This window comes from Paenibacillus sp. FSL R5-0527, from assembly GCF_038008055.1.
Lineage (GTDB): Bacteria > Bacillota > Bacilli > Paenibacillales > Paenibacillaceae > Fontibacillus > Fontibacillus macerans.
This window is the reverse complement of record NZ_JBBOYI010000001.1, coordinates 5,711,555-5,732,502: the sequence shown is the minus strand read 5'-3', so window position 1 is coordinate 5,732,502 and position 20,948 is coordinate 5,711,555. Positions and strand designations below refer to the sequence as shown.

Sequence of the window (20,948 nt, the reverse complement as noted above, 5' to 3'; positions counted from 1 at the left end):
ATAAGTATGACTCACGAGATACGCACGAGATGACGCACGAGATGACGCACGAGCAATATGCATGATCGTTGTATAACAACGGGGGGCCGCTCCATGCTGTAACGGTGGGAGCAACAAAAGCGCGGGCTGCAGGGAGATTCTCCTCGGCAACCCGCGTTTTTTTAGGAATAAGATGTAAGTTTCAGCGTTGGCATAACCAACTGCAAAAGTGCATTTGATTTTCCGTACTTCCCCTATTCGAGGCAAGTGAGATGCAAAAGTGCAGTTGTTTTGTGCCTATTTCGGCAAAAAGTGGCTATTGGCCACAAATGAACTGCACTTTTGCATTTGAACCAAGAGTTTCGAGGAATCTCGACAAAAACCGCCTGCACTTTTGCATTTCGCATAATTCCTCGTCGAGGAACCGGTAAACCCGCGCAATGCTGCATCTACGGAATATGCACCATAGAGATGTAAACCATAGAGATGTGCACCATAGAGATGTGCACCATATAGAATATGCATAACATAGAATGCAACAACCCGCAATGTCACCTCTTCTTAATATTGCATCAGCAGACTGACATTTTGCCAACCGGCGCCAACCGTCCAGAAGACGAGGTAATCGCCGCGCTGTACTTTACCGGCTTGCACGGCCTCGTGAAGGGCGAGCAGCGGGCTGGTCGAAGCGGTGTATCCGAATCGGTCGCCGATGTAGACGACTTTGTCTTGATCGATCCCCAGGCCTTCGGTAACCCGTTTAATATTGCCGATGGTAAACTGGGAGAACAGGAAGCCGCCGATTTGCTCCTTGTTCAGATTGTTGCGTTCGAGCAAAATGCGGATGGAGTTCACCGCGGATTCCGCGCAAACCGAATCGTCAAACGGCGTAAACTGCACCTGCGCGTCTTTGGCCGTAAACTCCTCGCGGTACAAATTGGACAAACCGTGGGCCGGGAACAGGGAGTTGTCGATCACGGACGTATCGGTTTGATAAACGGAGTCGATCAGCCCGCGGGTTCCTTCCGCCTGCTCCAAAATGACGGCAACCGCCGACTCGGCAAAGTTGGAGTAATAGACGGGCTGCTCCGGACTGTGAATCGACAAATAATCCGCCCCGACGACAAGCGCCCGCTCTACCCGCGGGTTGGCCGTCATATACCGGCAGGCTTGCTCGATCGCCACGAGCATGCCCGCGCAGTTGGCGTTGATATCAAAACAGGCTGTAGAGAGGTCGCCGCCCAGTGCATGGTGCAGCTTCAGCGCATTGCTGGGGAGCAGATACTCCGGTGTTTGCGATGTAAAAATAATCAGGTCTACATCCTTGGCCTCAAGACCGCTTTTCTTCAGCACCAGCTTTGAGGCTTCCGCCGCCATCGTCAGCGTATTTTCTTCCGGGTTGTCGATGATAAAACGCTTGTTACGCCCGAGCGCGGTTACGAGACCGGTCACATCCGTCCCTTTTTCCGCAAAATAGTTGATGTAGTATTCGTTATCCACTTCATTTGCCGGATGGTACATGGCAATCTCGCGAATTTGCACGCCTCTCATAGCCATCTCTCCTTACACTTCGATGATTTCGTAGCTGTCCAGCTTAACGGTTCGGGCCACGCGCGAAAGCTGCATTTTCAGAATCGGGTTTTTGACAATGCGCAGCGTCACTTTTTTGAAGCCGTCTTTTTTGTAGAGGGCAAAGCATCCTTCCAGAAGCGGCAGTGAATCCGGCGCGGAGACGTTCAGTTTGGTGCAGTCGATGTCGATTTCATACTCCGGTACGGAAATGGTTGAAATCGCTTTGCTATAAGCCTCGATGGACGCTTGTCCGTCTTCGGGCGAAAAGGTTCCTTCTACATCGGCGTGAAATACTTTGGCGGATTGATCGATTTTAATATTAAAGCTTCCCATTGGATGTGGTTCCTCCTGTAATCGTTGATAGTTAAAAATTAAAAAAATTACTTTTTCAGCGCCTTCAGACGATCGAGAATCGGCGCCGGCTCGCTGCCATCGGTATTCACCTCGATCAGGCAAGGGCCTGCCATTTCCCGGACGAATCCCGGGATTTCGTCCATATCCTCCAGCCGGTCCACGGACATCGTCCGGATTCCGGCCGTCCGCATCATGTCGGCGATGGATATCCGCTCCTGCTTATAGTCCGGCATCGTGCGGTTGTACAGAAATTTTTGCCCGCGTTCGACATAGGAAAGCATAGCGTTATTGATGATGATATAGGTGATAGGCAGCTTGTACTCCTTGGCCGTAAGCACTTCGGAACCGTTCATGAAAAACGAACCGTCGCCGGCGATCACCGCGACCGGACGGCTTGAATCGGCCAGATAGAGTCCCGGTCCGCCGGCCATCGCCGAGCCCATCGCTCCGTAGTTTAGATTGATTTCAAAGTCTCCGCCCGCGGGGACTTCCAGATACTTCAGCACGAAGTTGGTGAATTCCCCGATATCGCACACATAACGCGTATCCCGCGGCATGACCTTGGACAGCTTCTCCAAAAACAGCCGCAGCGACAAGCCGGTATGATTGAGTTCATAAGGTTCGTTAAGCGGCAGCGGCTTTTTGAAAGCTCCTGGCGCAGGCTGAGCCTGCCGGAGAAGATAGGGGACCGCGTCCTGGAGATCGGCGACCACCGCCGCGTCCGTTTTGAAGACCTTCCCCGGCTCTTTGCCGTCGCGGTCGATATGGATCACTTTGCGTCCGGCCACAAGCGCTTCGTTGAAATTGCAGGTAGAGGCTTCCCCAAGGCTTGTTCCCAAGATGAGCAGGCACGAAGCCGGGGAAGCGTTGACGTATTCAAACGCCGCGTCGGTGCTGGAAAACCCGTAATTCCCCAGGTTAAGGGGGAAGTCGGCGGGGATGATTCCTTTTGCCGACGGCGTCGTAATGATGGGCCACTGCAGCCGCTCGCTAAGGCGCATAATCTCTTCGGCTGCGGCCCGCCCGCCGCGTCCGACCATGATGAGACCATGCTCTGCTTCGTTCAGCAGGGCGGCCGCCCGGTCCAACTCCGCCGGATCGAACGGAATCCGCTGAAGCAGCGCGGGATCCGGGGCGGCGGGAAGGCTGGGGGGCGCTTCCATCCGCTGCACATCGATCGGCACGGAAATATGTACTGGCCCGAAAGGAGGTGTAAGGGCGATCCTTACCGCCTTGTCCAGCTCGGCCATGACTTCCGCTTCGTTCATGACCGTGTTGCTGTATTTGGTGATCGGTCTGACGATATGCTGGGCGTCCATCTCCTGGATGGCACCTTTGCCGATCTGCCATCGGTTTACGTAGCCGGTAATCACGAGCAGCGGAGCTTTGGCCCGCATGGCGTCGGCGATCCCGTTCATCATGTTCGCTACGCCTACCGCCCCGGCGCCGGCGCAAACGGCCAGCTTCCCGGAGGTGCTGGCATATCTCGCCGCCATATAAGCCGCTCCAGCTTCATTTTTCGTAATGATCGGCTTCATATCGACATCGATCAACGCATCGTAAATCGGACCGATGATTCCTGCCGGAATCCCAAAAATACAATCCACTCCGGTTTCCTTCAAATACTTGAGTATGGCTTCGGCTATGTTCATATTCCGGATATCTCCTTATCCTAGTGTTGAAACGCATCTCTGTATTCGTTCACCAGTGCTTCCGCACGTTCGATCTCCTCGGCGGAGAAAAAATGCAGCTTGCCTATCGAGGCGACAACGACAATACCCTGAACCGCGCCGTCGTGCATGACGGGAATAACCATGATGCTGTCGATCCCGAACAGAAAAAACTCATCGGCCGATCTGGGATCGTTTTTGACGTCCTGAACCACTGCCGCCGTTTGGGGATGGGCCATCAGTTCGCGAAGCAGGCGGTCATGTTCGATATAGACCGGATTTTGCGCATGTACGCTTTTCCACCGCTCCACGCCAAGGTGATCCGTTTTCGTTTTCAACACCGGGTTCAAGCGGCCTTCCCTGATTTCGTGATAGGCGATATCGGCCACGCCGGTCAGGCGTTCCAGCGCTTCAAACAGCAAAGCTAATCGTTCCATGTCCATCCTCCTCGCTTGCTAGATTGAGTATCTGTTTAATAGGGACTTCAGTTTTTCGGCTTCCGTCTCAAGCTGCTTGGAAGATTCGAGCGTTTCTTCCATGGCGGTCAACTGTTCTTCCGAGCAAGCCATGATCTCCTTGGTCCCGGCCAGATTGACCTCGGTAATCTCGAGCGTCTGTCTTACGGAGTCCATGATTTGTTCCGTGCTTGCGCTGATCTGCTGCGTCACCGCGGAAACTTCCTGAACCCGGGTGGACACCTGCTCGGCCAAATGCACGATTTGCTGGAACGAATCGCCGGCGGAGGTAACGAGGACGCTTCCGGTCTCGACCTCGGTCATGACCCGTTTCATCGCTTCGATCGATTGATCGGAGCCTGTGCGGATATGGCCGGCCATCTCGGCGATATCCTTGGCCGATGCCGCCGATTGCTCGGCAAGCTTGCGGATTTCGCCCGCGACCACTGCGAACCCTTTGCCGTATTCGCCCGCTCTTGCGGCCTCGATAGCCGCGTTTAATGCCAGCAAATTGATTTGACTGGAAATTTCCGAGATCAGCAGAGTGACCTTGTCGATTTCTTCCGTCCGCTCGCCGAGTTGGTTTACGGTTTGCGACGAAGCGACCGTGGTTTCGTAAATTTTGCTCATTTGGTCAACCAGGCGGTCGATGCCTTCGTTGCCCGCATTCGCCTGAGCCGCGGCCTCGGTCGCTTCCTCCGCCACACCTTGCGCTGACAGGGCGATGTGCTCCATGCCTTTTCCGACTTCTTCAAGCATCAAATGGTTGTTCCGTGCACTTTCGACGAGCTGCTCACTACCTTCGGAAATCATTTTGATCGATTCCGTGACCCCTACAACGAGGTCGTTGCAAAACTCCATATTGCCCGTCAAGTCCCGCGACGTATCGGCTACCTTGGCCGACATGTCCTGCATATGCCCGGCCGCTTCCCTTAATTGGGCGCCGATCAGCTTCAGGTGGCCGGCCAGTTCGCTGAATTCGTCCATCACCTGGACGTCGCCGTCGAAGGCTAAATCGCCTTCCGTCATGGCTTTGGTCCGCTCGGCCATTTTTTGGAACGATTTGTCGAGCAGCCCGGCAATCAGCACGGCCTCCCCCGCGCCGATCAAGGCAAACAGGACGATCATCAGCGCGGCGGCCCAGCCGTTCATCAGTCCAAGCAGATAGAAGATCAGAACGAGCACGATCGCCAGCACCGCAAGCGGTCCGGCAACCAGCAACAACAACTTGCGGGCTAAGCCTTTACCGAAATGTGATAATTTCAAGTTACTTACTCCTTTGCTGTCACTCTAATACCCTTAGCAGCTGCCGTTTTCCGTTTTTCGCCGTTTTAACTTTTTAGAAGCAGGTCCCCTCCTTCCTTGTCCGAAGCTTCGCCGCGACGTTTTAACCTGGCCCCAAGCCCTAATTGAAACCAAAAAAAGACTTTCGCGAAGAAAGTCCGGCGGCCAACAAGCCATGATTCGGCATAAGGTTGGCATCCCGGCGGTCATGATTCCGTTAAGAATTTTAGATCCGTGGCTTTGCGTCCCTGCCTTTCGGCCAGGTTTGCGATTTACATCCTATTCCTTGTATTTGGTTGTGAATGATGGGAGAGTGAAGTCGCGGCGCTCCCACAGATTAGGAATATACTACTTATATCGGAAGGCGGGTCCTGATATTTCATAAAATTTTCGGCAAATTCAAAAAATTTTCAATAATAGGGGACTATAAGAGGATGACTTTGGTTCTAGAAAAAGAAGGGAAAATATAGGTCGAATAGGAAGGATGTACTATATATCCCATTTTAGATTCAAGGTATTGATGGCTGACCTATCGCATACGGCTGGGTTCAGTTTTCCTGGAAAGGCTTAGGTGTTCGAAGCAAAATTGGGTTCGCAGAAAATCTAACGGTTGTAATAGCGGCTATTTGACGAAAAAAGCCCTGTTCAAAATTTTAACGGTTGTGAGAAGCGTTATTTGCCTGAAACTAAGCAAAATGAGCCGGATTTCAGTGAAATAAGCGCTATGGCAACCGTTACAATTTGAAATCAACGTTTTTTAAGCGAATAGCGGTTGTGGCAACCGTTAGATTAGTTGTGGCCAGCGTGAGAGCTCACCGGGCTTGCTTAAGCGAAAATAAAACCGCCGGACGGTCAAGCTAAACAAGGAGTTAGCTTGCCATCCAGGCGTTAATTAAGCAGCGCACCCGCCGTTTGGTCAGCTCCGCTCCAGAATGGTAGCCAGCGTTGTGCGGTCGAGTCCTTTGACGAGCCGGATCAGCAGCTCCTTGGCGGCCGCGTAGTCGTCGGTATGGATGATGGACGACGAGGTGTGGATATAACGCGAGCAGATGCCGATCACGCCCGAAGGCACGCCGATGCCGCTCAAATGAACCGGACCGGCGTCGGTTCCGCCTGTGGATACAAAATATTGGTATTTGATGCGGTGCGTATCGGCCGTGTCCCGGATATACTCGACCAGCCCCCGATGCGTCAGCATCGTCGGGTCGTACACCCGCAGCAAAGCGCCTTCGCCCAGCTTGCCGAAGGCCCGTTTGTCGCCGGTCATATCGTTTGCCGCGCTGACGTCCAGCGCAAAGAAGATGTCCGGCTGGATCAAATTGGCCGCCGTGCGCGCTCCCCGCGTACCCAGTTCCTCCTGCACATTGGCTCCGCAGTACAACACGTTGGGCAGTTTTTCCCCATGCAAAGCTTCCAGCAGCTCGATCGCCAAACCGACGCCGTACCGGTTGTCCCAGGCTTTGGCCATGATTTTTTTCGGGTTGACGAGCGGAGTAAATTCACAGATCGGCAAAATCTGCTGCCCGATCTGCACGCCGGCCGCTTCCGCTTCCTCGCGGCTGTCGGCGCCGATATCCAGGTACATCGCTTTCAGGTCGACCGGTTTGCCGCGCTGCGCTTCATCCAGCAGATGGGGAGGCGTCGATCCGACCACGCCGACGATTTTCCCTTTCGGTGTAACGATCTGCAGGCGCTGCGCCAATACCGCCTGGCTCCACCAGCCCCCGAGCGGCTGAAAAGACACCATACCGTTATCGCTAATGCCGGTCGTGATGAAGCCTACCTCGTCAAAATGCCCGGCGACCATGACCCGCGGTCCCTGCTCATCGCCGCGCAGTACCCCAAACAAACTGCCGAGCCGGTCTTGAACGAACTCCTGCGTAAAAGCGGACATTTTCTCCTTAACCAAGGCGCGCAGCTCCCGCTCAAACCCGGGGGCCGCCGGAAATTCGGTCAGCTGTTTAAACAGCTGCTGCGTTTTTTCATTCATCTTGTTTCTCTCCTTTTTTTCCTGCAAATGGCAAGGCCATACGCTCTTTACATTAGTATGAACCACCTTGTTCCGATTGTCCATGCGCCTGAAAAGTCCTGTTCTTTTGCCGCCGGGCCAAGCACCAAATTCGCGGCGGCGCATATACTTTAACAAGCAAGGGGCCAAATAAGGGAGGCAAAAAAATGGAACTCCGCTCCACGGATTGGCTGTTGATCTGTCTTCTCTTTATTCTGCTGGTCATTATTCTTCTATACCTTTAAAAACAAATAGGACGCCTTGGACGCCAGTTCCGTTGTTTGACGCTAATTGTTTTACCCAAAACCCGGTGTCCCGAACCCGCCAGAGCGATCTTGGCGGGTTTTGTTTTGTTCGCTGCTTGCCGCTATGGATGATTTACCAAACATAACAAGCCAGTCGCTGACAAATAATGAATATACCGTGCTTATAAGGCATGAGCAGAAAAAGGAGGGATACCGTTGCCAACAAAAAGTAAACCGGGCGCCCGGGTGAAGCTGAACCATCTGCTGCTGACGGAAGAGGAATACAAGCAGGTTGCCGACCAGCACAAGCCGAAGACAAGCATCTTTGCCAATTGCCTCAAAGCTTTTCTGGTCGGCGGTTTCATTTGTCTGATCGGACAAGGTATCCAGCAGTTGTTCATGACGTTTGCCGGGATGACGTCAAGGGAGGCGAGCAGCCCGACCGTCGCCATGCTGATTTTGATTTCCGTCATTCTCACCTCGCTTGGGGTATACGATAAAATCGCGCAATGGGCCGGAGCGGGCACCGCCGTGCCCGTCACGGGCTTCGCCAACTCGATGTGCTCCTCCGCGCTCGAATCCCGGGCGGAAGGGCTGGTGCTTGGCGTTGGGGCCAACATGTTCAGGCTGGCGGGATCGGTGGTCGTGTTTGGCGTGGTGGCCGCTTTTATCGTAGGGATGATTTATGCGATTTTCGGTTTGGAGGGGGGCCACTGATGCTTATTGGCGCACAAACTTGGGAGTTCCGGTCCAGACCGGCGATCGTCGGGGCGGCCACGGTCGTCGGTCCCGAGGAAGGGGGCGGACCGCTCGGCGGGACTTTTGATTTCGTGTACGACAATCTGGAAATCGACGAAAAGACGTGGGAAAAGGCCGAGCGCAAGCTGCTCGAGCATGCCTCCGCCCTCGCCCTGGTCAACGCGGGGATCGCCCGGGAGGAGTTGTCCTGCTTTGTCGGCGGCGATTTAATGAATCAGATCATCTCCGCCACGTTCGCGGCCAGGACCATCGCCGCTCCGTACCTCGGTGTCTTTGGGGCCTGCTCCACTTCCATGGAGGGCCTGGCGCTGGCCGCGCTGATTGCGGATAGCGGAGCCGGACGGTTCGTGATGGCCGGCACGGCAAGCCATAACTGCACGGCGGAGAAGCAGTTCCGTTATCCGACGGAATACGGCTCGCAGAAACCGGGGACGGCTCAATATACGATAACCGGGTCAGGATGCGCCGTCGTGTCTTCGCAAGGCCGGGGGCCGCGGATCACACATGCCACGATCGGGCGAATCCAGGACCTCGGCGTGAAGGACCCGTTGAACATGGGGGCGGCGATGGCGCCCGCGGCCGCGGATACGCTGGTCTCCCATTTCCGCGACACCGGGCGGGGGCCGGAAGATTACGATTTAATCGTCACGGGGGACCTCGCCTCGGTCGGACATGCCATCGTCAAAGATATTTTGGCCAAAGACGGCGTACCGATGGATAAGACGGAATTTAACGATTGCGGGCTGATGATCTACGACCGCGGCAAACAGCCCTTCGTTATGGCCGGAGGCAGCGGCTGCGGCTGTTCAGCCGTGGTCGCTTACGGTTCGATTTTGCAAAAATTAAAAAACAAAGAGCTCGGCCGCGTGCTGGTCGTTGCCACCGGAGCGCTTTTGTCCCCGCTGTCCTATCAGCAGGGGGAAAGCATTCCCTGCATCGCCCATGCGGTTGCTCTGGAAAAGGAGGAAAGCGAATCATGATTTATGTTTGGGCGTTTGTAATCGGCGGGTTGATTTGCGTTGTCGGGCAGTTGATGTTCGACGTGCTTAAATTGACGCCGGCGCACACGATGAGCACGCTGGTCGTTGTGGGGGCGATCATGGACGGTTTGGGCTGGTACGATCCGCTTGTCAAATTCGCCGGAGCGGGGGCTTCCGTGCCGATCACCAGCTTCGGGAACTCGCTTGTTCACGGGGCGCTGACCGAACTTCAGCAACAGGGCTGGATCGGGGTCATTACCGGTATTTTCGAAGTCACCAGCGCGGGGATTTCTTCAGCGATCATCTTCTCCTTCCTGGCGGCCTTGGTCGTCCGGCCCAAAGGCTAGGAAATAAATAACAATCAGGCTTTTTGCGGGCCGGCGAGTGTACTCCCAATCTATCTTCATGTAAAATAGGTAGATATATACAGGGTTCTATTTGGGAGGGAAAAATACGTGCCCGTACAACAGCAATCGATTCGAACTTTAACCGCCGTAAAAAACAATTTGGAATCGTGCATTTTAGGAAAATCTTTTGAAATCCATCTCCTGCTCTCCGCGCTGCTTGCCGGCGGACATGTATTAATCGAGGATGTCCCGGGTACGGGGAAAACGCAGCTGATCAAAGCCCTGGCCAAGTCCATGCGCGGCGATTACCGGCGGATTCAATGCAATCCCGACATTTTGCCCAGCGACATTACGGGCGTATCGGTGTTTCATCCCCATGAGGAACGGTTCGTGTTCCGGCCCGGGCCGGTGATGACCAATATTTTGCTGGCCGACGAAATCAACCGGGCGACCACGAAAACGCAGTCCGCGCTGCTGGAAGTGATGGAGGAGCGGAGCGTGACCGCCGACGGCATCACTTATGAGCTGCCGCGGCCTTTTATGCTGTGCGCGACCCAGAATCCGATCGATTTTGAAGGAACATACATGCTTCCGGAGGCTCAATTGGACCGGTTTATGCTGAAGATCGGGCTCGGTTACCCCGATGCGGCCACCGAAAAATCGCTGCTCCGTTCCCACAGCCAGGGGCAGCCGGCCGATCAGCTGCAGCCGGTGACGACGATGGAAGAAATCGCGGCCATTCAGCAAGAAATCCGCGATGTGTATATCAGTGAAGCGCTGGCCGATTACCTGCTGGACATCGTCCGCCGTACGCGCGAGCATCAAGACGTGTTGCTCGGAGCTTCGCCGCGCGCTTCGCTGGCTTTCGTGGCGGCCGCCAAAGCGTACGCTTTTTTGCAGGAGCGGGATTATGTACTGCCGGATGACATCAAGACGCTCGCGCCGTACGTACTTGGCCACCGGATTTTGCTCCGTCCGGAATCTCGGCTAGGGCAAGTCCATGCCGCCCAGGTTCTGGAGCAAATCATGCGGCAGGTCCAGGTGCCGCTATCCGTAGGGCGGTAACTATGCGGGAGTTTCTCGAAGGAGTTAAAGCGGGCCTTGCCAGCCGGAAATTTTGGAGAGTGGCCGCCGTATGGCTGATCTGTCTCCTGTACGTTTTGTTTCAGGGCGGCAAGACTTCGTTTATGTTGTTGATGATGGTATCGGTGCTGGCCGCTTATTGGGCGATCGGCGGGCTTGGCGGCGTGAAGCGGATCCGTGGCACGCGGAATTTATCGCTCGAAGAACGCGGCGGAGTGCTGCAAGCGGGCCAGCAGGTGCTCGTCAGGCTTAGGCTGCAGCTCCCGGCGTTTATGCCGCTGCCTTACCTCGTCATCCGCGAGACGCTAAAGCGCCACAACGGCGACACCTGGGCGTTTGAAGACAGCGTGGTCCCGTACTTTCGCGGACGCGCGGAACTGGTGTACAAGACGCCCCCGCTTGAGCGGGGGAAATACGTATTTGCCGGCACGACCTGCAGCGCCGAGGATATTTTCGGTTTGATGGAGCATACGGGCACGGTGCAGTCCGGTGGGGAGTTCCGCATCTTGCCGCGCACCGTGTTCATCCCGCACTGGGAGCTGTACAGCCGCAATTCGCGTCTGGCCGGGCCGGAGACGGCCATCTCTCTTTCGCGGCGGGAAACGACCCAGATTAACGGGGTTCGCGACTACGTCTACGGCGACCGGATTTCCCGGATTCATTGGAACGCGACGGCCAAAACCGGTTCGTGGAAGTCCAAGGAGTTCGAGCATGAGTCGCTGCCGAAGACGATTTTGCTGCTCGACGCTCATACGTCCAGTTATGCGGGCGCAGCCCAGTTTGAGCTGGCCGTGTCGGCGGCCGCCTCTTTGCTGGAGTATGGAGCTAGGGCGCGGATCAGCATGGGCATGGGCACGATGGGCAAAACGTTTCGCCTCTTTGCGCCCGCCGAAGCTTCTCTGGAACGCGAGCAGATGATCCATCATCTCGTGGACATCGACGCGGACGGTTACGGCAACCCTCTCGACAAGCTGGAATCGCATAAAGAATGGTTTCCGCCGGGGGCGTTTTTTATTCTCATCAGCCCGCTGGCCGATGAGAAGGCGCTGGGCATGTTGCGTTGGGCTAAAACGCGGCAAATGGTGCCGTATCATATCCAAATCGGCCGGGGGAACCCGGCGGGAGCCCAGCCGCGGGCCAATCGAAGCCAGCCTTCCGCCTGGCAGCGGACGCTTCGCGAGCAGGGGCTGGGGGGCGTCCAAATCGCTGCCCTCGGCGAGCTGCCGGCAGCCATGGGAGGTGCGAAGCTATGATGACCACGGCGCCGCACTGGAAATGGTTTTCGTACCGGCTGCTCGTGATGCTCTGGCTTACGGTCATCGCCATGCAGTGGATCGATTTTACCGAGCCGATCTGGTTTTCGGCAACGACCACGCTGGTCACGGCCACCGTCATTACCATAGCGCTTATCGAAGTGCTGCTGCCGATCAAGGCCGCTTGGAGATGGACGGTCAAAATCGCGCTTGTTCTTGCCGGATGGAGGATCGTCTTGACCGGCTGCGGTGTTTACGTCCCTTACGGACCGCTGTTTCCCGACCAGATCCGCGGCATGGCGCTGTCCTTTGTTCCGTATATCTGGTTTTCGCTGGCGGCCTGGGCGCTCTTGGAACTGGCGGTTCGGCTGGTCGTCGGCCGCAAACGCATCCTGTTGTTTCTGGCGGTTCATCTGCTGGTGTTCACGATTTTGGACTCCTTTACTTCCTATTATCTATGGTCCAATGTCGCCTGGCTTGTTTTTGCCGCGCTGGGATGGCTGGCCAGCTGGCATTTTTACGAATACAGGCTGAAATATCCGCAAGGGTGGCAGCGGCTGCGGCGGCAGCCGATCAAAGTCGCTATAAACATCGCCCTGGTGTTTGCCTGCGTCCTGCTGATCGGCATCAGCATGCCGGCGGTTTCGCCGACGCTGACCGATCCCTACACGGCCTGGATCAAGCGCAGCGGCGGAGCGGGGGGAGACGCGGGAACAACGCTTGCGAGCGCTGTAGAAACTACGGGAACGGCCCTATCCCAGGAGCAAATTATGTCCGGATACAGCCGCGACGACAAGGACCTGGGCGACGGCTTCGAATTCAGTTACACGCCGGTCATGTCCGTATCCACGCCCGTCAGGTCATACTGGCGCGGGGAAACCCGCCGGATCTACTCGGGCAAGGGCTGGGCCGATCTGGAGGATGAGCCGCGGCAAACCGAGCGGTATCGGGGCGCCCCGTCCGACGGGCCGCTCGCCGCGGATCGTCCCGGGAAAGTCGAGACAAGACAGGTCGAGCAAATCATTACGATGAATACCGACCAGGAATATCCGGTGCTGTTCGGGGGCTACGCAATGGAGAGCGTCGAGCTGCTGGACGACCGGCAGCAGTCTGCCGATATGCGTTGGGCCCGGCGGGAAGGCGAACTGTTTTGGCACGGGTACCGCGATCCCGGCGACCTCCCGGATTATCCGCGCAAATACAAGGTTGTGGCAAATGTTCCGCTCATCCCGTTGCGGGAGCTGAAGCAGGCTGACTATGACGAGCTGTATCCGGAGCCCCCGGACGGGGAGTACTTGCAGCTTCCGGACAGCCTTCCGCAGCGGGTGAAGGATCTGGCGCGGGAGATCACGGCGGAAGGGTCCACGCCGTATGAGAAAATGGAGCTGCTGCAGGCTTATTTGCGGCAAAACTTCGAATATACGAACAAGCCGGACTTGTCCCGGCGGGAAAGCGGCGACTTCGTGGACAGCTTTCTGTTCGAAATCAAGCAGGGCTACTGCGATTATTATTCGACGGCGATGGTGATCATGGCCCGGTCGCTGGGGGTTCCGGCCAGGTGGGTGAAGGGCTACGCGCCGGGAACCCAGCCGAGCGAGGAAATGATGATGCGGAGTCCGGGGATCAGCGGGAATTACACGGTAAGCAACGCCGACGCCCACTCTTGGGCGGAGCTGTATTTTGGCGATTACGGCTGGATTCCGTTCGAGGCGACACCAGGCTTTGACGCGCCGATTTTGCTCGCCGAGGAGGACAGCGTGGAGACGCTGGCGCCGGAGCCGGCTCAAGAGACGGAGACCGCAGCCATAGAAGAAAGTTTCCTGGATAAGATCGATCCTGCCGTACTTCGCCGCGTATCCCTAATCGCGCTGGCCGTGCTGCTGGCTTGGGGACTGTATCAGGTTCGGAACGAGCTTTACTTCACTTGGCTGCGGCTGCGGTTGGGCCGGCCTTTAACGCCCGGCGAGAAGACGGTGTTCGAGACGCTGCGGGTGGTCAAAAGGCTGCGGCTCAGAGGGCTTACGCGCGGCGACCAGGAAACGCTGCGGGAAACGTTCGCCCGCTGGAAGCGGGAGAAGCCGCATTTGTCCGGCGCGCTCGACCCGCTGCTGGCCAGCTTCGAAAAAGCGAATTACAGCTCCGCCTCCGTCTCGGAGGAAGAATGGCAAGCGGCCCGTCGTCTTGCCCGCGATCTGCTCAAGCGTACGAGCGGTCGCCGCGGCCGCGGACTGCCCATGCAGCCTTAAGTCGGCGAAACGGCATTTGAATTTGCGTTCCCCCGCGCCCCGCGCGCGAGGGGCGTTTTCTTTTTAAATTACGAGTTACAATCCCTTAAAATATAGGCAGTTGGCGGCAGATTATGGTATAGTTTGTCGTATGGAAACTGAGGTGAACATCATTGTTTGAGATATTTATTCCGAAAAAACGTGTCGACACCGTGTTCGAAATCGACCTGGAGGAGCTGTACGCGGGCGGCTACCGGGGCATTATCACCGATTTGGACAACACCCTGGTCGGGGCCAAGGCGCCGCTCGCTACGCCCGAACTGATCGAATGGTTCGGGAAAGTGAAGCAATGCGGATTTAAACTGGTCATTGTGTCGAACAATAATTGGGACAGAGTGTCGGCGTTTGCCAACCCTTTAAATATCGAGTTTGTGCATGCGGCCAAAAAACCGTCCGCCGCGGCGTTCCGCCGGGCGATGGAGATGATGGGACTGGCTCCGCGGGAAACGGTGGTGGTCGGCGACCAGTTGATGACCGACGTGTTCGGCGGCAACCGCCTGGATTTGTACACGATCCTGGTTCTGCCGATTTCCGTTCAGGATGAAGGGCTGGGAACGCGCATCAACCGGCTGCTGGAGCGCATCGTCAAACGGCGGCTGGGCAAAGTTGGATTATGGCTGGAGGAGGAAAAAAAGCGATGACGGAGGTACGGGGAACAGCAGGCGGACTTCGCTGCAGCGGGTGCGGCATCGCGCTGCAAAGCGAGGCGCAGGATAAGCCGGGATATGTCCCGAGCGGGGCGCTCGCCAAAGAGCCGGTGATCTGCCAGCGCTGTTTTCGCATTAAAAATTACAACGAATCGTCTTCGGTGACGGTGGAGCAGGATGAATTCCTGCGGCTGCTGGCGCAAATCGGCGGCAAAAAGGCGCTTGTCATCCATATCGTCGACCTGTTTGACTTCCAGGGCAGCGTCATCTCCGGGCTGCAGCGGTTTATCGGCAACAACCCGGTGCTGCTCGCCGTGAACAAGATCGACCTGCTGCCGAAGGTGACGAACTGGAACAAGGTGCGGAACTGGGTGCAAAAGGAAGCAAAGGATATGGGGCTGAAGGTGGAGGACGTCGTGCTGTGCAGCGCCAAACAAAGCAGCGGCTTTGACCGCCTGCTGGAGGCGGTGGCGGCCCACCGCGGCGATCTCGACGTATACGTGGTCGGGGCGACCAATGTCGGCAAATCGTCGCTCATCAACCGGCTGATCCGCGATTACAGCGATTTGGAGCAGGAGCTCACCGTTTCGCGTTATCCGGGCACGACGCTCGATATGGTCCATATTCCGCTCGATGACGGGCGCGAGATCATCGATACGCCGGGCATCGTGTATCCTTCGCGGTACAGCGAGATGGTGGCCCCCGGCGATCTGGGCGTCATTTTGCCGGAGAAGCCGCTGAAGCCGGCGGTTTATCAGTTGAATGAAGGGCAGACGTTATTTTTCGGCGGCTTCGGGCGTTTTGATTTCGTACAAGGGGGTCGGCAATCGTTCACCTGTTTTGTCAGCGGGCGCGTGCCGATTCACCGGACGAAGCTGGCGCGGGCCGACGAGCTGTTCGCGGACCATGCGGGCGAGATACTGGCGCCGCCAAGCCGGGAAAACATAGACAAGCTTCCGGAATGGACGCGGCACGAGTTCCGGATCAACAAGGGAAGCAGAAGCGATCTGTTCATTTCCGGCCTGGGCTGGATTAAAATCAACAGCGACGCCGGGGCCGTCGTGGCCGCCCAAGTTCCGAAAGGAATCAAGGTGCTGGTGCGCCGCTCCTTAATTTGATCTTGAGGGGGCCGAGGGGGAAGTTATGAACGGTCAGGAACAAATGGAGAAGAACAAGCTGCCGCTGCTGCTTGGCGTGATCGGCGATCCGATCGGGCATTCGAAATCGCCGGCCATGCACGAAGCGGCGCTGAAGGCTTGCGGCCTCGCCGGGGCCTACTTGCCTTTTCACGTGAAGGGCGAGCGGTTGAAGGAGGCCGTGCAAGGGGTCGCGGCGCTTGGCTTTCGCGGCATCAATGTCACCGTCCCGCATAAATTGGATGTAATGAAATATTTGGACCGGATCGATGAAGGGGCGCGTTATATCGGCGCCGTCAACACGGTGGTCAACGATGGCGGCACGCTGACGGGGTACAATACCGACGGCATCGGCTACATCCGTTCTCTGAAAGAAGAGGCGGTGCCTGATCTGACGGGCAAAACCGCAGTCGTACTGGGCGCGGGCGGCGCGGCGCGCGGCATCATTTACGCGCTGCTCCTGGAACGTCCCGCCCACGTCATAGTGGCCAACCGGACGGCGGACAAAGCAAGCGAACTGGCTGCGGAATGGGCCCATCTCGGCCGCATAAGCGGCTGCGGCTTGGAGGAAGCGACGGAATATCTGCAAGCGGCGGATATTGTGATCAATACGACATCGGCAGGGATGTACCCGCATGTGCAGGAAACCCCGATCGATCCCGATCTCCTTCCGGGGGGAATTGTCGTCAGCGATCTGATTTACAATCCGCTGAAAACGGAGCTGCTGCAAAGAGCCGAGATGAAAGGCTGCACGATCCACAGCGGATTCGGAATGTTTATTTACCAGGGCGCGTACGCGTTTGAACATTGGACCGGCCTGCCCGCTCCGATCGAAGCGATGCGCGCGGCGGTTATGGCCAGTATGGGCATCGCACATTTGAATGTTAAGGGGTCTTGAATATACAATGCTAACAGGAAAACAAAAACGTTATTTGCGCAGTCTGGCGCATGGGCTGCAGCCGATTTTTCAAGTAGGCAAAGGCGGGACGAACGAGCATATGATCCGCCAGATCGCGGAAGCGCTGGAGCGTCGCGAGCTGATCAAAATCTCCGTGCTGAACAACAATTTGGACGATCCGCGGGAGATTGCCGAAACCTTGGCGGAAGGGGCCGGCGCAGAGCTGGTGCAGCTTATCGGCCGCACGATCGTCCTGTACAAGGAATCGCGCGAATACAAACAAATCGAGCTTCCTTAGGACGGCCCGGGGGGAAACCAACATGAAAAAAGTCGGGATTATGGGCGGGGCGTTCGATCCGATCCACCTCGGCCATTTGCTTGCGGCGGAATCCGCCAGAGAACAGCATCATCTTGAAGAGGTTTGGTTTATGCCTTCGCATATTCCGCCCCATAAACACCGGGCCGGAGTCAGCGGCAAGCAGCGGCTGGAAATGGTCGAGGCGGCCATTCAGGGCCATCCCGCCTTTAAGCCGCTCGACATTGAGCTGAAGCGGGGCGGCGTCTCCTATACGGTGGATACGATCCGGGAAATCCGGGGACAACATCCCGATCTGGACTTGTATTTTATTATCGGCGCGGATATGGTGAATTACCTGCCCAAATGGGAAGGGATCGAGGATTTGGCCGGAATGCTTACGTTCATTGGGCTGCAGCGGCCGGGCAGTTTTCTGGAACTGGATGCGCTGCCTCCGTTTATTCAGGAGGCGGTGCGGCTGGCGGAAATGCCGCTGATCGACATCTCTTCCAGCCTGATCCGCAGCCGTTTGGCGCAGGGGCGTTCGGTCAGGTATATGGTGCCGGATTCCGTGCATGATTATATGACAAGGAGCGGATTGTATGGGATACAGTCGTGATGAGCTGATTGCGGCGGTTTCGTCGGGGATGCCGGCGAAACGCTGGAAGCATGTCGAGGGCGTGATGGAAACCGCCGTCATCCTCGCGGGGCGTTACGGGGCCGACCCGGTCAAAGCGGATCTGGCGGCCTTGCTGCATGATTTGGCCAAGTTTTGGCCGATCGACCGGCAGGAAGCGATCATCCGCGAGAACGCCCTGAACGCCGAGCTGCTGGAACATGACAAGCAATTGCTGCACGCCGAGGTCGGCGCGTTTATCGCCCGCAGGGATTACGGCGTGGAGGACCGGGAGGTGCTTGACGCGATCCGCTACCACACCTCCGGCCGGGTCGGCATGACCCTGCTGGACAAAATCGTCTGCCTGGCCGATTACATGGAGCCGGGGCGGGAGTTTCCCGGGGTGGAGAAGATTCGCGATCTGGCCGAGACGAATTTGGAAGACGCGCTGATCGCGGGCTTCGATTCGACCATTTCTTTTTTGCTGGAGAAGGGTAAACCGATTTTTCCGCTGACGCTGCTGGCGCGCAACGATTTGATCAAACAAAGAGCAAAAACCAAGGAGGCTGAATGAATGGCGGTAACATCAAATGAATTGTTAAACCTGGCGGTTCAGGCCGCTGACGATAAAAAAGCGATGAACATCGTGGCCCTCGATTTGAAAGGCATTTCCCTGATTGCCGATTATTTCGTCATTTGCCACGGCAACTCGGATACGCAGGTACAGGCAATCGCCACCGAGGTGCGCAAACGGGCCCAGGAGGCCGGAGCGCAAATCCGCGGCATCGAAGGCATGGATTCCGCCCGTTGGGTGCTGATGGATCTGGGGGATGTCGTCGTGCACGTGTTCCATCGCGATGAGCGCGAATATTACAACATCGAACGGCTTTGGTCGGACGCCAAAGTTGTGGAGACGGTATGAGTCTCGTCGCGGGCACTATCGTTTCTTTGCCGATCGACCGGGAGGTTTCGCCTTACGGATATTTTCTCAGCGCGGGCGGGCAGGACGTTCTGCTGCATTATTCCGAGCTGACCCGGCTGGTGAAGCCGGGCGAAACGGTGGACGTGTTTTTGTTTTACGATACGGAGGACCGGCTGGCGGCGACGATGAAAAAACCGCTGCTTACGCTCGGTGAGCTCGCTTTGCTGGAGGTGGCGGACGTGCATCCCCGGCTGGGCTGCTTTCTGGAAATGGGACTCGGGCGGCAGCTGCTGCTTCCGATCCGCGAGCTGCCGGAGCTAAAGGAACTGCATCCGCAGGTGGGCGACCATGTTTACGTGATCATGGAGCATGACAAGCAGGGGCGGCTGAAGGCTAAGCTCGCCGGCGAGCAGGAGTTGGCTCCGCATACGTTTCATGCCCCGCAGTCGTGGAAAAACACTTGGGTGGACGCGATTGTATACAAGCCGCTGCAAATGGGCACGTTCGTGATCGTGCAGGGCGGCGTGCTCGGCTTCGGCGCGATCGGCATGATCCACGCCACAGAGCGAAGCCGCCTATTGCGGCTGGGCGAAAGCGTCAGCGTGCGGGTCGCCCATGTCCGCGAGGACGGGCGCGTCAACCTGTCGATGGCCCCGCGCAAGGAAGTCGGCATGGGCGAGGACGCCGAACGCATCTTGGCGTATTTGCGCAGCCGGCAAGGCGGGGGAATGCCGTATTCGGACGCGACGTCGCCGGACTTAATCAAACAGCGCTTCGGCATCAGCAAAGCGGCGTTTAAGCGCGCGCTCGGCAAGCTGATGAAAGAGGGCAAGGTCGTGCAGAAGGAGAACTGGACCTATTTGACGCAGCCCGAGGCCGGGGAAGGAAATGCCGGGGAATAGGCTAAATCACAGAAAGCGCGGTGACGAAATGGCTTCGTATCGAAAATTTGCCTACGTATATGACGAACTGATGGAGGATATGCCGTATCCGGACTGGATTCGCTTTGCCCGCACCGCCTGGGAACGGCACGGAATGCCGAAGTCGGTCGTCGATCTCGGCTGCGGCACGGGCAGCATCACGATTCCGCTCGTGAATTCCGGCTTCGAGGTGACGGGCATCGATTTATCCGTCGATATGCTGGCGGTGGCCCGGCGCAAAATGGAAGGCACGCCCCAGGGCGTTCGCCTGTTCCGGGAAGGCAGTGTGCGCTGGGTGCAGCAGGACATGACGGAATGGGCCATGCCGGAACCGGTGGATTCGGTGATTTCCTTTTGCGACTGCCTGAACTATTTGCTGGAAGAGGACGATATCGTCCGCACCTTCCGCCGTACATATGAAGGGCTAAAACCCGGCGGGACATTCCTGTTCGACGTGCATCACCCGAATACCTTGATCCGGTATGAGGAGGAGCAGCCGTTTATTTGGGACGAATCGCGGGTGGCGTATATTTGGACGTGCGAGCGCGACCCGTTCCGGAATGAGATCGAACATCATTTGACGATTTTCGCCCGCGAAGAGGAAAACGGGCCGGGCTTGTACCGCCGTTTTGAAGAGACGCATACACAGCGCGCCTACGATCCAGCATGGATGAAAAGCGAGCTGCTGAAATGCGGCTTCCGCGAAGTGAACTGCTACGCCGACTTCGAGTGGGTTGAAGCGATGGATGACGCCGCCCGGCTGTTTTATGTGGCCGTGAAATAAGGCAGCTGCGACGGTAGAATAAGGGCCGGCGATAAGGCTAACAGTATAAAACGACATATGGTTCACTGCGTACGGCGAACCGCAAGCCGGGGGAGGCCGCTTTTGGGCGGCCTATTTTTGGTTAAAAACCGAGATCAGTGCTTGACAAAATAAATTATGATAGCGTTCGTGTCCTGGTATCCCTGCATGCTGCTTTGCACGATTATCCCTCTTGTTCAGGGGGGAGAGGGTGGCTAATCACGGCCCTTTCCTTTTTCCCGGTGTCTTGCCCCTCCTTCCTCTCGTCAGGTCTGCTTCATGTCTCCTAAACTTCCTTCTCACAAATCTGTCTAACGATCTCGAACATGTCTGCTTCTCCCAAACTTATTTTCCTCTCCTGAATTTATCTTCCTCTCTGCTGCCGGATCAAACGGGATAATCGTGCAAAGCGTCCGGACAGCGGATATTGATCTGCCG

General features: G+C 56.7%; 21 protein-coding genes and 1 riboswitch. Of the genes, 15 read left to right on the top strand and 6 right to left on the bottom strand.

The window, feature by feature from the left end:
• Positions 1-540: 540 nt before the first annotated feature.
• The 6 genes from NYE69_RS25505 to NYE69_RS25480 all read right to left on the bottom strand — a co-directional run bounded on the left by NYE69_RS25505 (position 541) and on the right by NYE69_RS25480 (position 7,304).
• Complete coding sequence (locus NYE69_RS25505) at positions 541-1,530, bottom strand: ketoacyl-ACP synthase III (protein ID WP_326045671.1); 990 nt, start codon at positions 1,528-1,530, stop codon at positions 541-543.
• Positions 1,531-1,542: 12 nt separating this feature from the next.
• A complete protein-coding gene (locus tag NYE69_RS25500) occupies positions 1,543-1,884 on the bottom strand; it encodes a hypothetical protein (protein WP_036621050.1) in 342 nt (113 codons plus the stop codon).
• Between the two features lie 47 nt (positions 1,885-1,931).
• Positions 1,932-3,557: a thiamine pyrophosphate-binding protein gene (locus tag NYE69_RS25495; protein ID WP_326045672.1), complete on the bottom strand. Its 1,626-nt coding sequence runs from the start codon at positions 3,555-3,557 to the stop codon at positions 1,932-1,934.
• Positions 3,558-3,577: 20 nt separating this feature from the next.
• Positions 3,578-4,012 carry a GAF domain-containing protein gene (locus NYE69_RS25490; protein ID WP_326047842.1) on the bottom strand — a complete coding sequence of 145 codons (435 nt, stop codon included), beginning with the start codon at positions 4,010-4,012 and terminating at the stop codon, positions 3,578-3,580.
• 18 nt (positions 4,013-4,030) lie between these two features.
• Positions 4,031-5,296, bottom strand: coding sequence for a methyl-accepting chemotaxis protein (locus NYE69_RS25485; protein ID WP_326047841.1), 1,266 nt, complete (start codon positions 5,294-5,296; stop codon positions 4,031-4,033).
• Positions 5,297-5,504: 208 nt separating this feature from the next.
• A riboswitch (cyclic di-GMP riboswitch) is annotated at positions 5,505-5,594 on the bottom strand.
• 636 nt (positions 5,595-6,230) lie between these two features.
• Positions 6,231-7,304: a M42 family metallopeptidase gene (locus NYE69_RS25480; RefSeq protein ID WP_340928486.1), complete on the bottom strand. Its 1,074-nt coding sequence runs from the start codon at positions 7,302-7,304 to the stop codon at positions 6,231-6,233.
• Between the two features lie 479 nt (positions 7,305-7,783).
• Between NYE69_RS25480 and spoVAC the strand changes: the two genes are divergently transcribed.
• The 15 genes from spoVAC (at position 7,784) to NYE69_RS25405 (ending at position 20,492) form a co-directional block, all read left to right on the top strand.
• Positions 7,784-8,284, top strand: coding sequence for a stage V sporulation protein AC (gene spoVAC / locus NYE69_RS25475; RefSeq protein WP_411828901.1), 501 nt, complete (start codon positions 7,784-7,786; stop codon positions 8,282-8,284).
• Positions 8,284-9,306 (top strand): stage V sporulation protein AD, encoded by a 1,023-nt coding sequence (gene spoVAD / locus NYE69_RS25470; protein ID WP_340928485.1) that lies wholly within the window; start codon positions 8,284-8,286, stop codon positions 9,304-9,306. The genes spoVAC and spoVAD overlap by 1 nt, the downstream gene beginning before the upstream one ends.
• Positions 9,303-9,653 (top strand): stage V sporulation protein AE, encoded by a 351-nt coding sequence (spoVAE, locus tag NYE69_RS25465; protein ID WP_036621060.1) that lies wholly within the window; start codon positions 9,303-9,305, stop codon positions 9,651-9,653. The genes spoVAD and spoVAE overlap by 4 nt, the downstream gene beginning before the upstream one ends.
• 108 nt (positions 9,654-9,761) lie before the next feature.
• Entirely contained in the window at positions 9,762-10,718 is a 957-nt protein-coding gene (locus tag NYE69_RS25460; protein WP_213511041.1) for an AAA family ATPase, read from the top strand.
• Positions 10,719-10,720: 2 nt separating this feature from the next.
• Complete coding sequence (locus NYE69_RS25455; RefSeq protein ID WP_340928484.1) at positions 10,721-11,989, top strand: DUF58 domain-containing protein; 1,269 nt, start codon at positions 10,721-10,723, stop codon at positions 11,987-11,989.
• The gene (locus NYE69_RS25450) at positions 11,986-14,235 is read left to right on the top strand and encodes a DUF4129 domain-containing transglutaminase family protein (RefSeq protein ID WP_340928482.1); all 2,250 of its coding nucleotides are present in this window, start codon (positions 11,986-11,988) and stop codon (positions 14,233-14,235) included. The genes NYE69_RS25455 and NYE69_RS25450 overlap by 4 nt, the downstream gene beginning before the upstream one ends.
• Before the next feature lie 152 nt (positions 14,236-14,387).
• A complete protein-coding gene (locus NYE69_RS25445) occupies positions 14,388-14,915 on the top strand; it encodes a YqeG family HAD IIIA-type phosphatase (protein ID WP_340928480.1) in 528 nt (175 codons plus the stop codon).
• A complete protein-coding gene (yqeH, locus tag NYE69_RS25440; protein WP_340928478.1) occupies positions 14,912-16,039 on the top strand; it encodes a ribosome biogenesis GTPase YqeH in 1,128 nt (375 codons plus the stop codon). Before NYE69_RS25445 ends, yqeH begins: the two co-directional genes overlap by 4 nt.
• 25 nt (positions 16,040-16,064) lie before the next feature.
• A complete protein-coding gene (aroE, locus tag NYE69_RS25435) occupies positions 16,065-16,955 on the top strand; it encodes a shikimate dehydrogenase (protein WP_340928477.1) in 891 nt (296 codons plus the stop codon).
• 7 nt (positions 16,956-16,962) lie between these two features.
• The gene (gene yhbY / locus NYE69_RS25430; RefSeq protein ID WP_278739633.1) at positions 16,963-17,253 is read left to right on the top strand and encodes a ribosome assembly RNA-binding protein YhbY; all 291 of its coding nucleotides are present in this window, start codon (positions 16,963-16,965) and stop codon (positions 17,251-17,253) included.
• Positions 17,254-17,275: 22 nt separating this feature from the next.
• Complete coding sequence (locus tag NYE69_RS25425) at positions 17,276-17,869, top strand: nicotinate-nucleotide adenylyltransferase (RefSeq protein ID WP_340928474.1); 594 nt, start codon at positions 17,276-17,278, stop codon at positions 17,867-17,869.
• The gene (gene yqeK / locus NYE69_RS25420) at positions 17,853-18,440 is read left to right on the top strand and encodes a bis(5'-nucleosyl)-tetraphosphatase (symmetrical) YqeK (RefSeq protein ID WP_340928472.1); all 588 of its coding nucleotides are present in this window, start codon (positions 17,853-17,855) and stop codon (positions 18,438-18,440) included. Before NYE69_RS25425 ends, yqeK begins: the two co-directional genes overlap by 17 nt.
• Entirely contained in the window at positions 18,441-18,788 is a 348-nt protein-coding gene (gene rsfS, locus NYE69_RS25415) for a ribosome silencing factor (RefSeq protein WP_036621073.1), read from the top strand.
• The gene (locus NYE69_RS25410) at positions 18,785-19,690 is read left to right on the top strand and encodes a CvfB family protein (protein WP_340928470.1); all 906 of its coding nucleotides are present in this window, start codon (positions 18,785-18,787) and stop codon (positions 19,688-19,690) included. Before rsfS ends, NYE69_RS25410 begins: the two co-directional genes overlap by 4 nt.
• Before the next feature lie 28 nt (positions 19,691-19,718).
• Positions 19,719-20,492: a class I SAM-dependent DNA methyltransferase gene (locus NYE69_RS25405; protein WP_270619335.1), complete on the top strand. Its 774-nt coding sequence runs from the start codon at positions 19,719-19,721 to the stop codon at positions 20,490-20,492.
• Positions 20,493-20,948 lie beyond the last annotated feature (456 nt).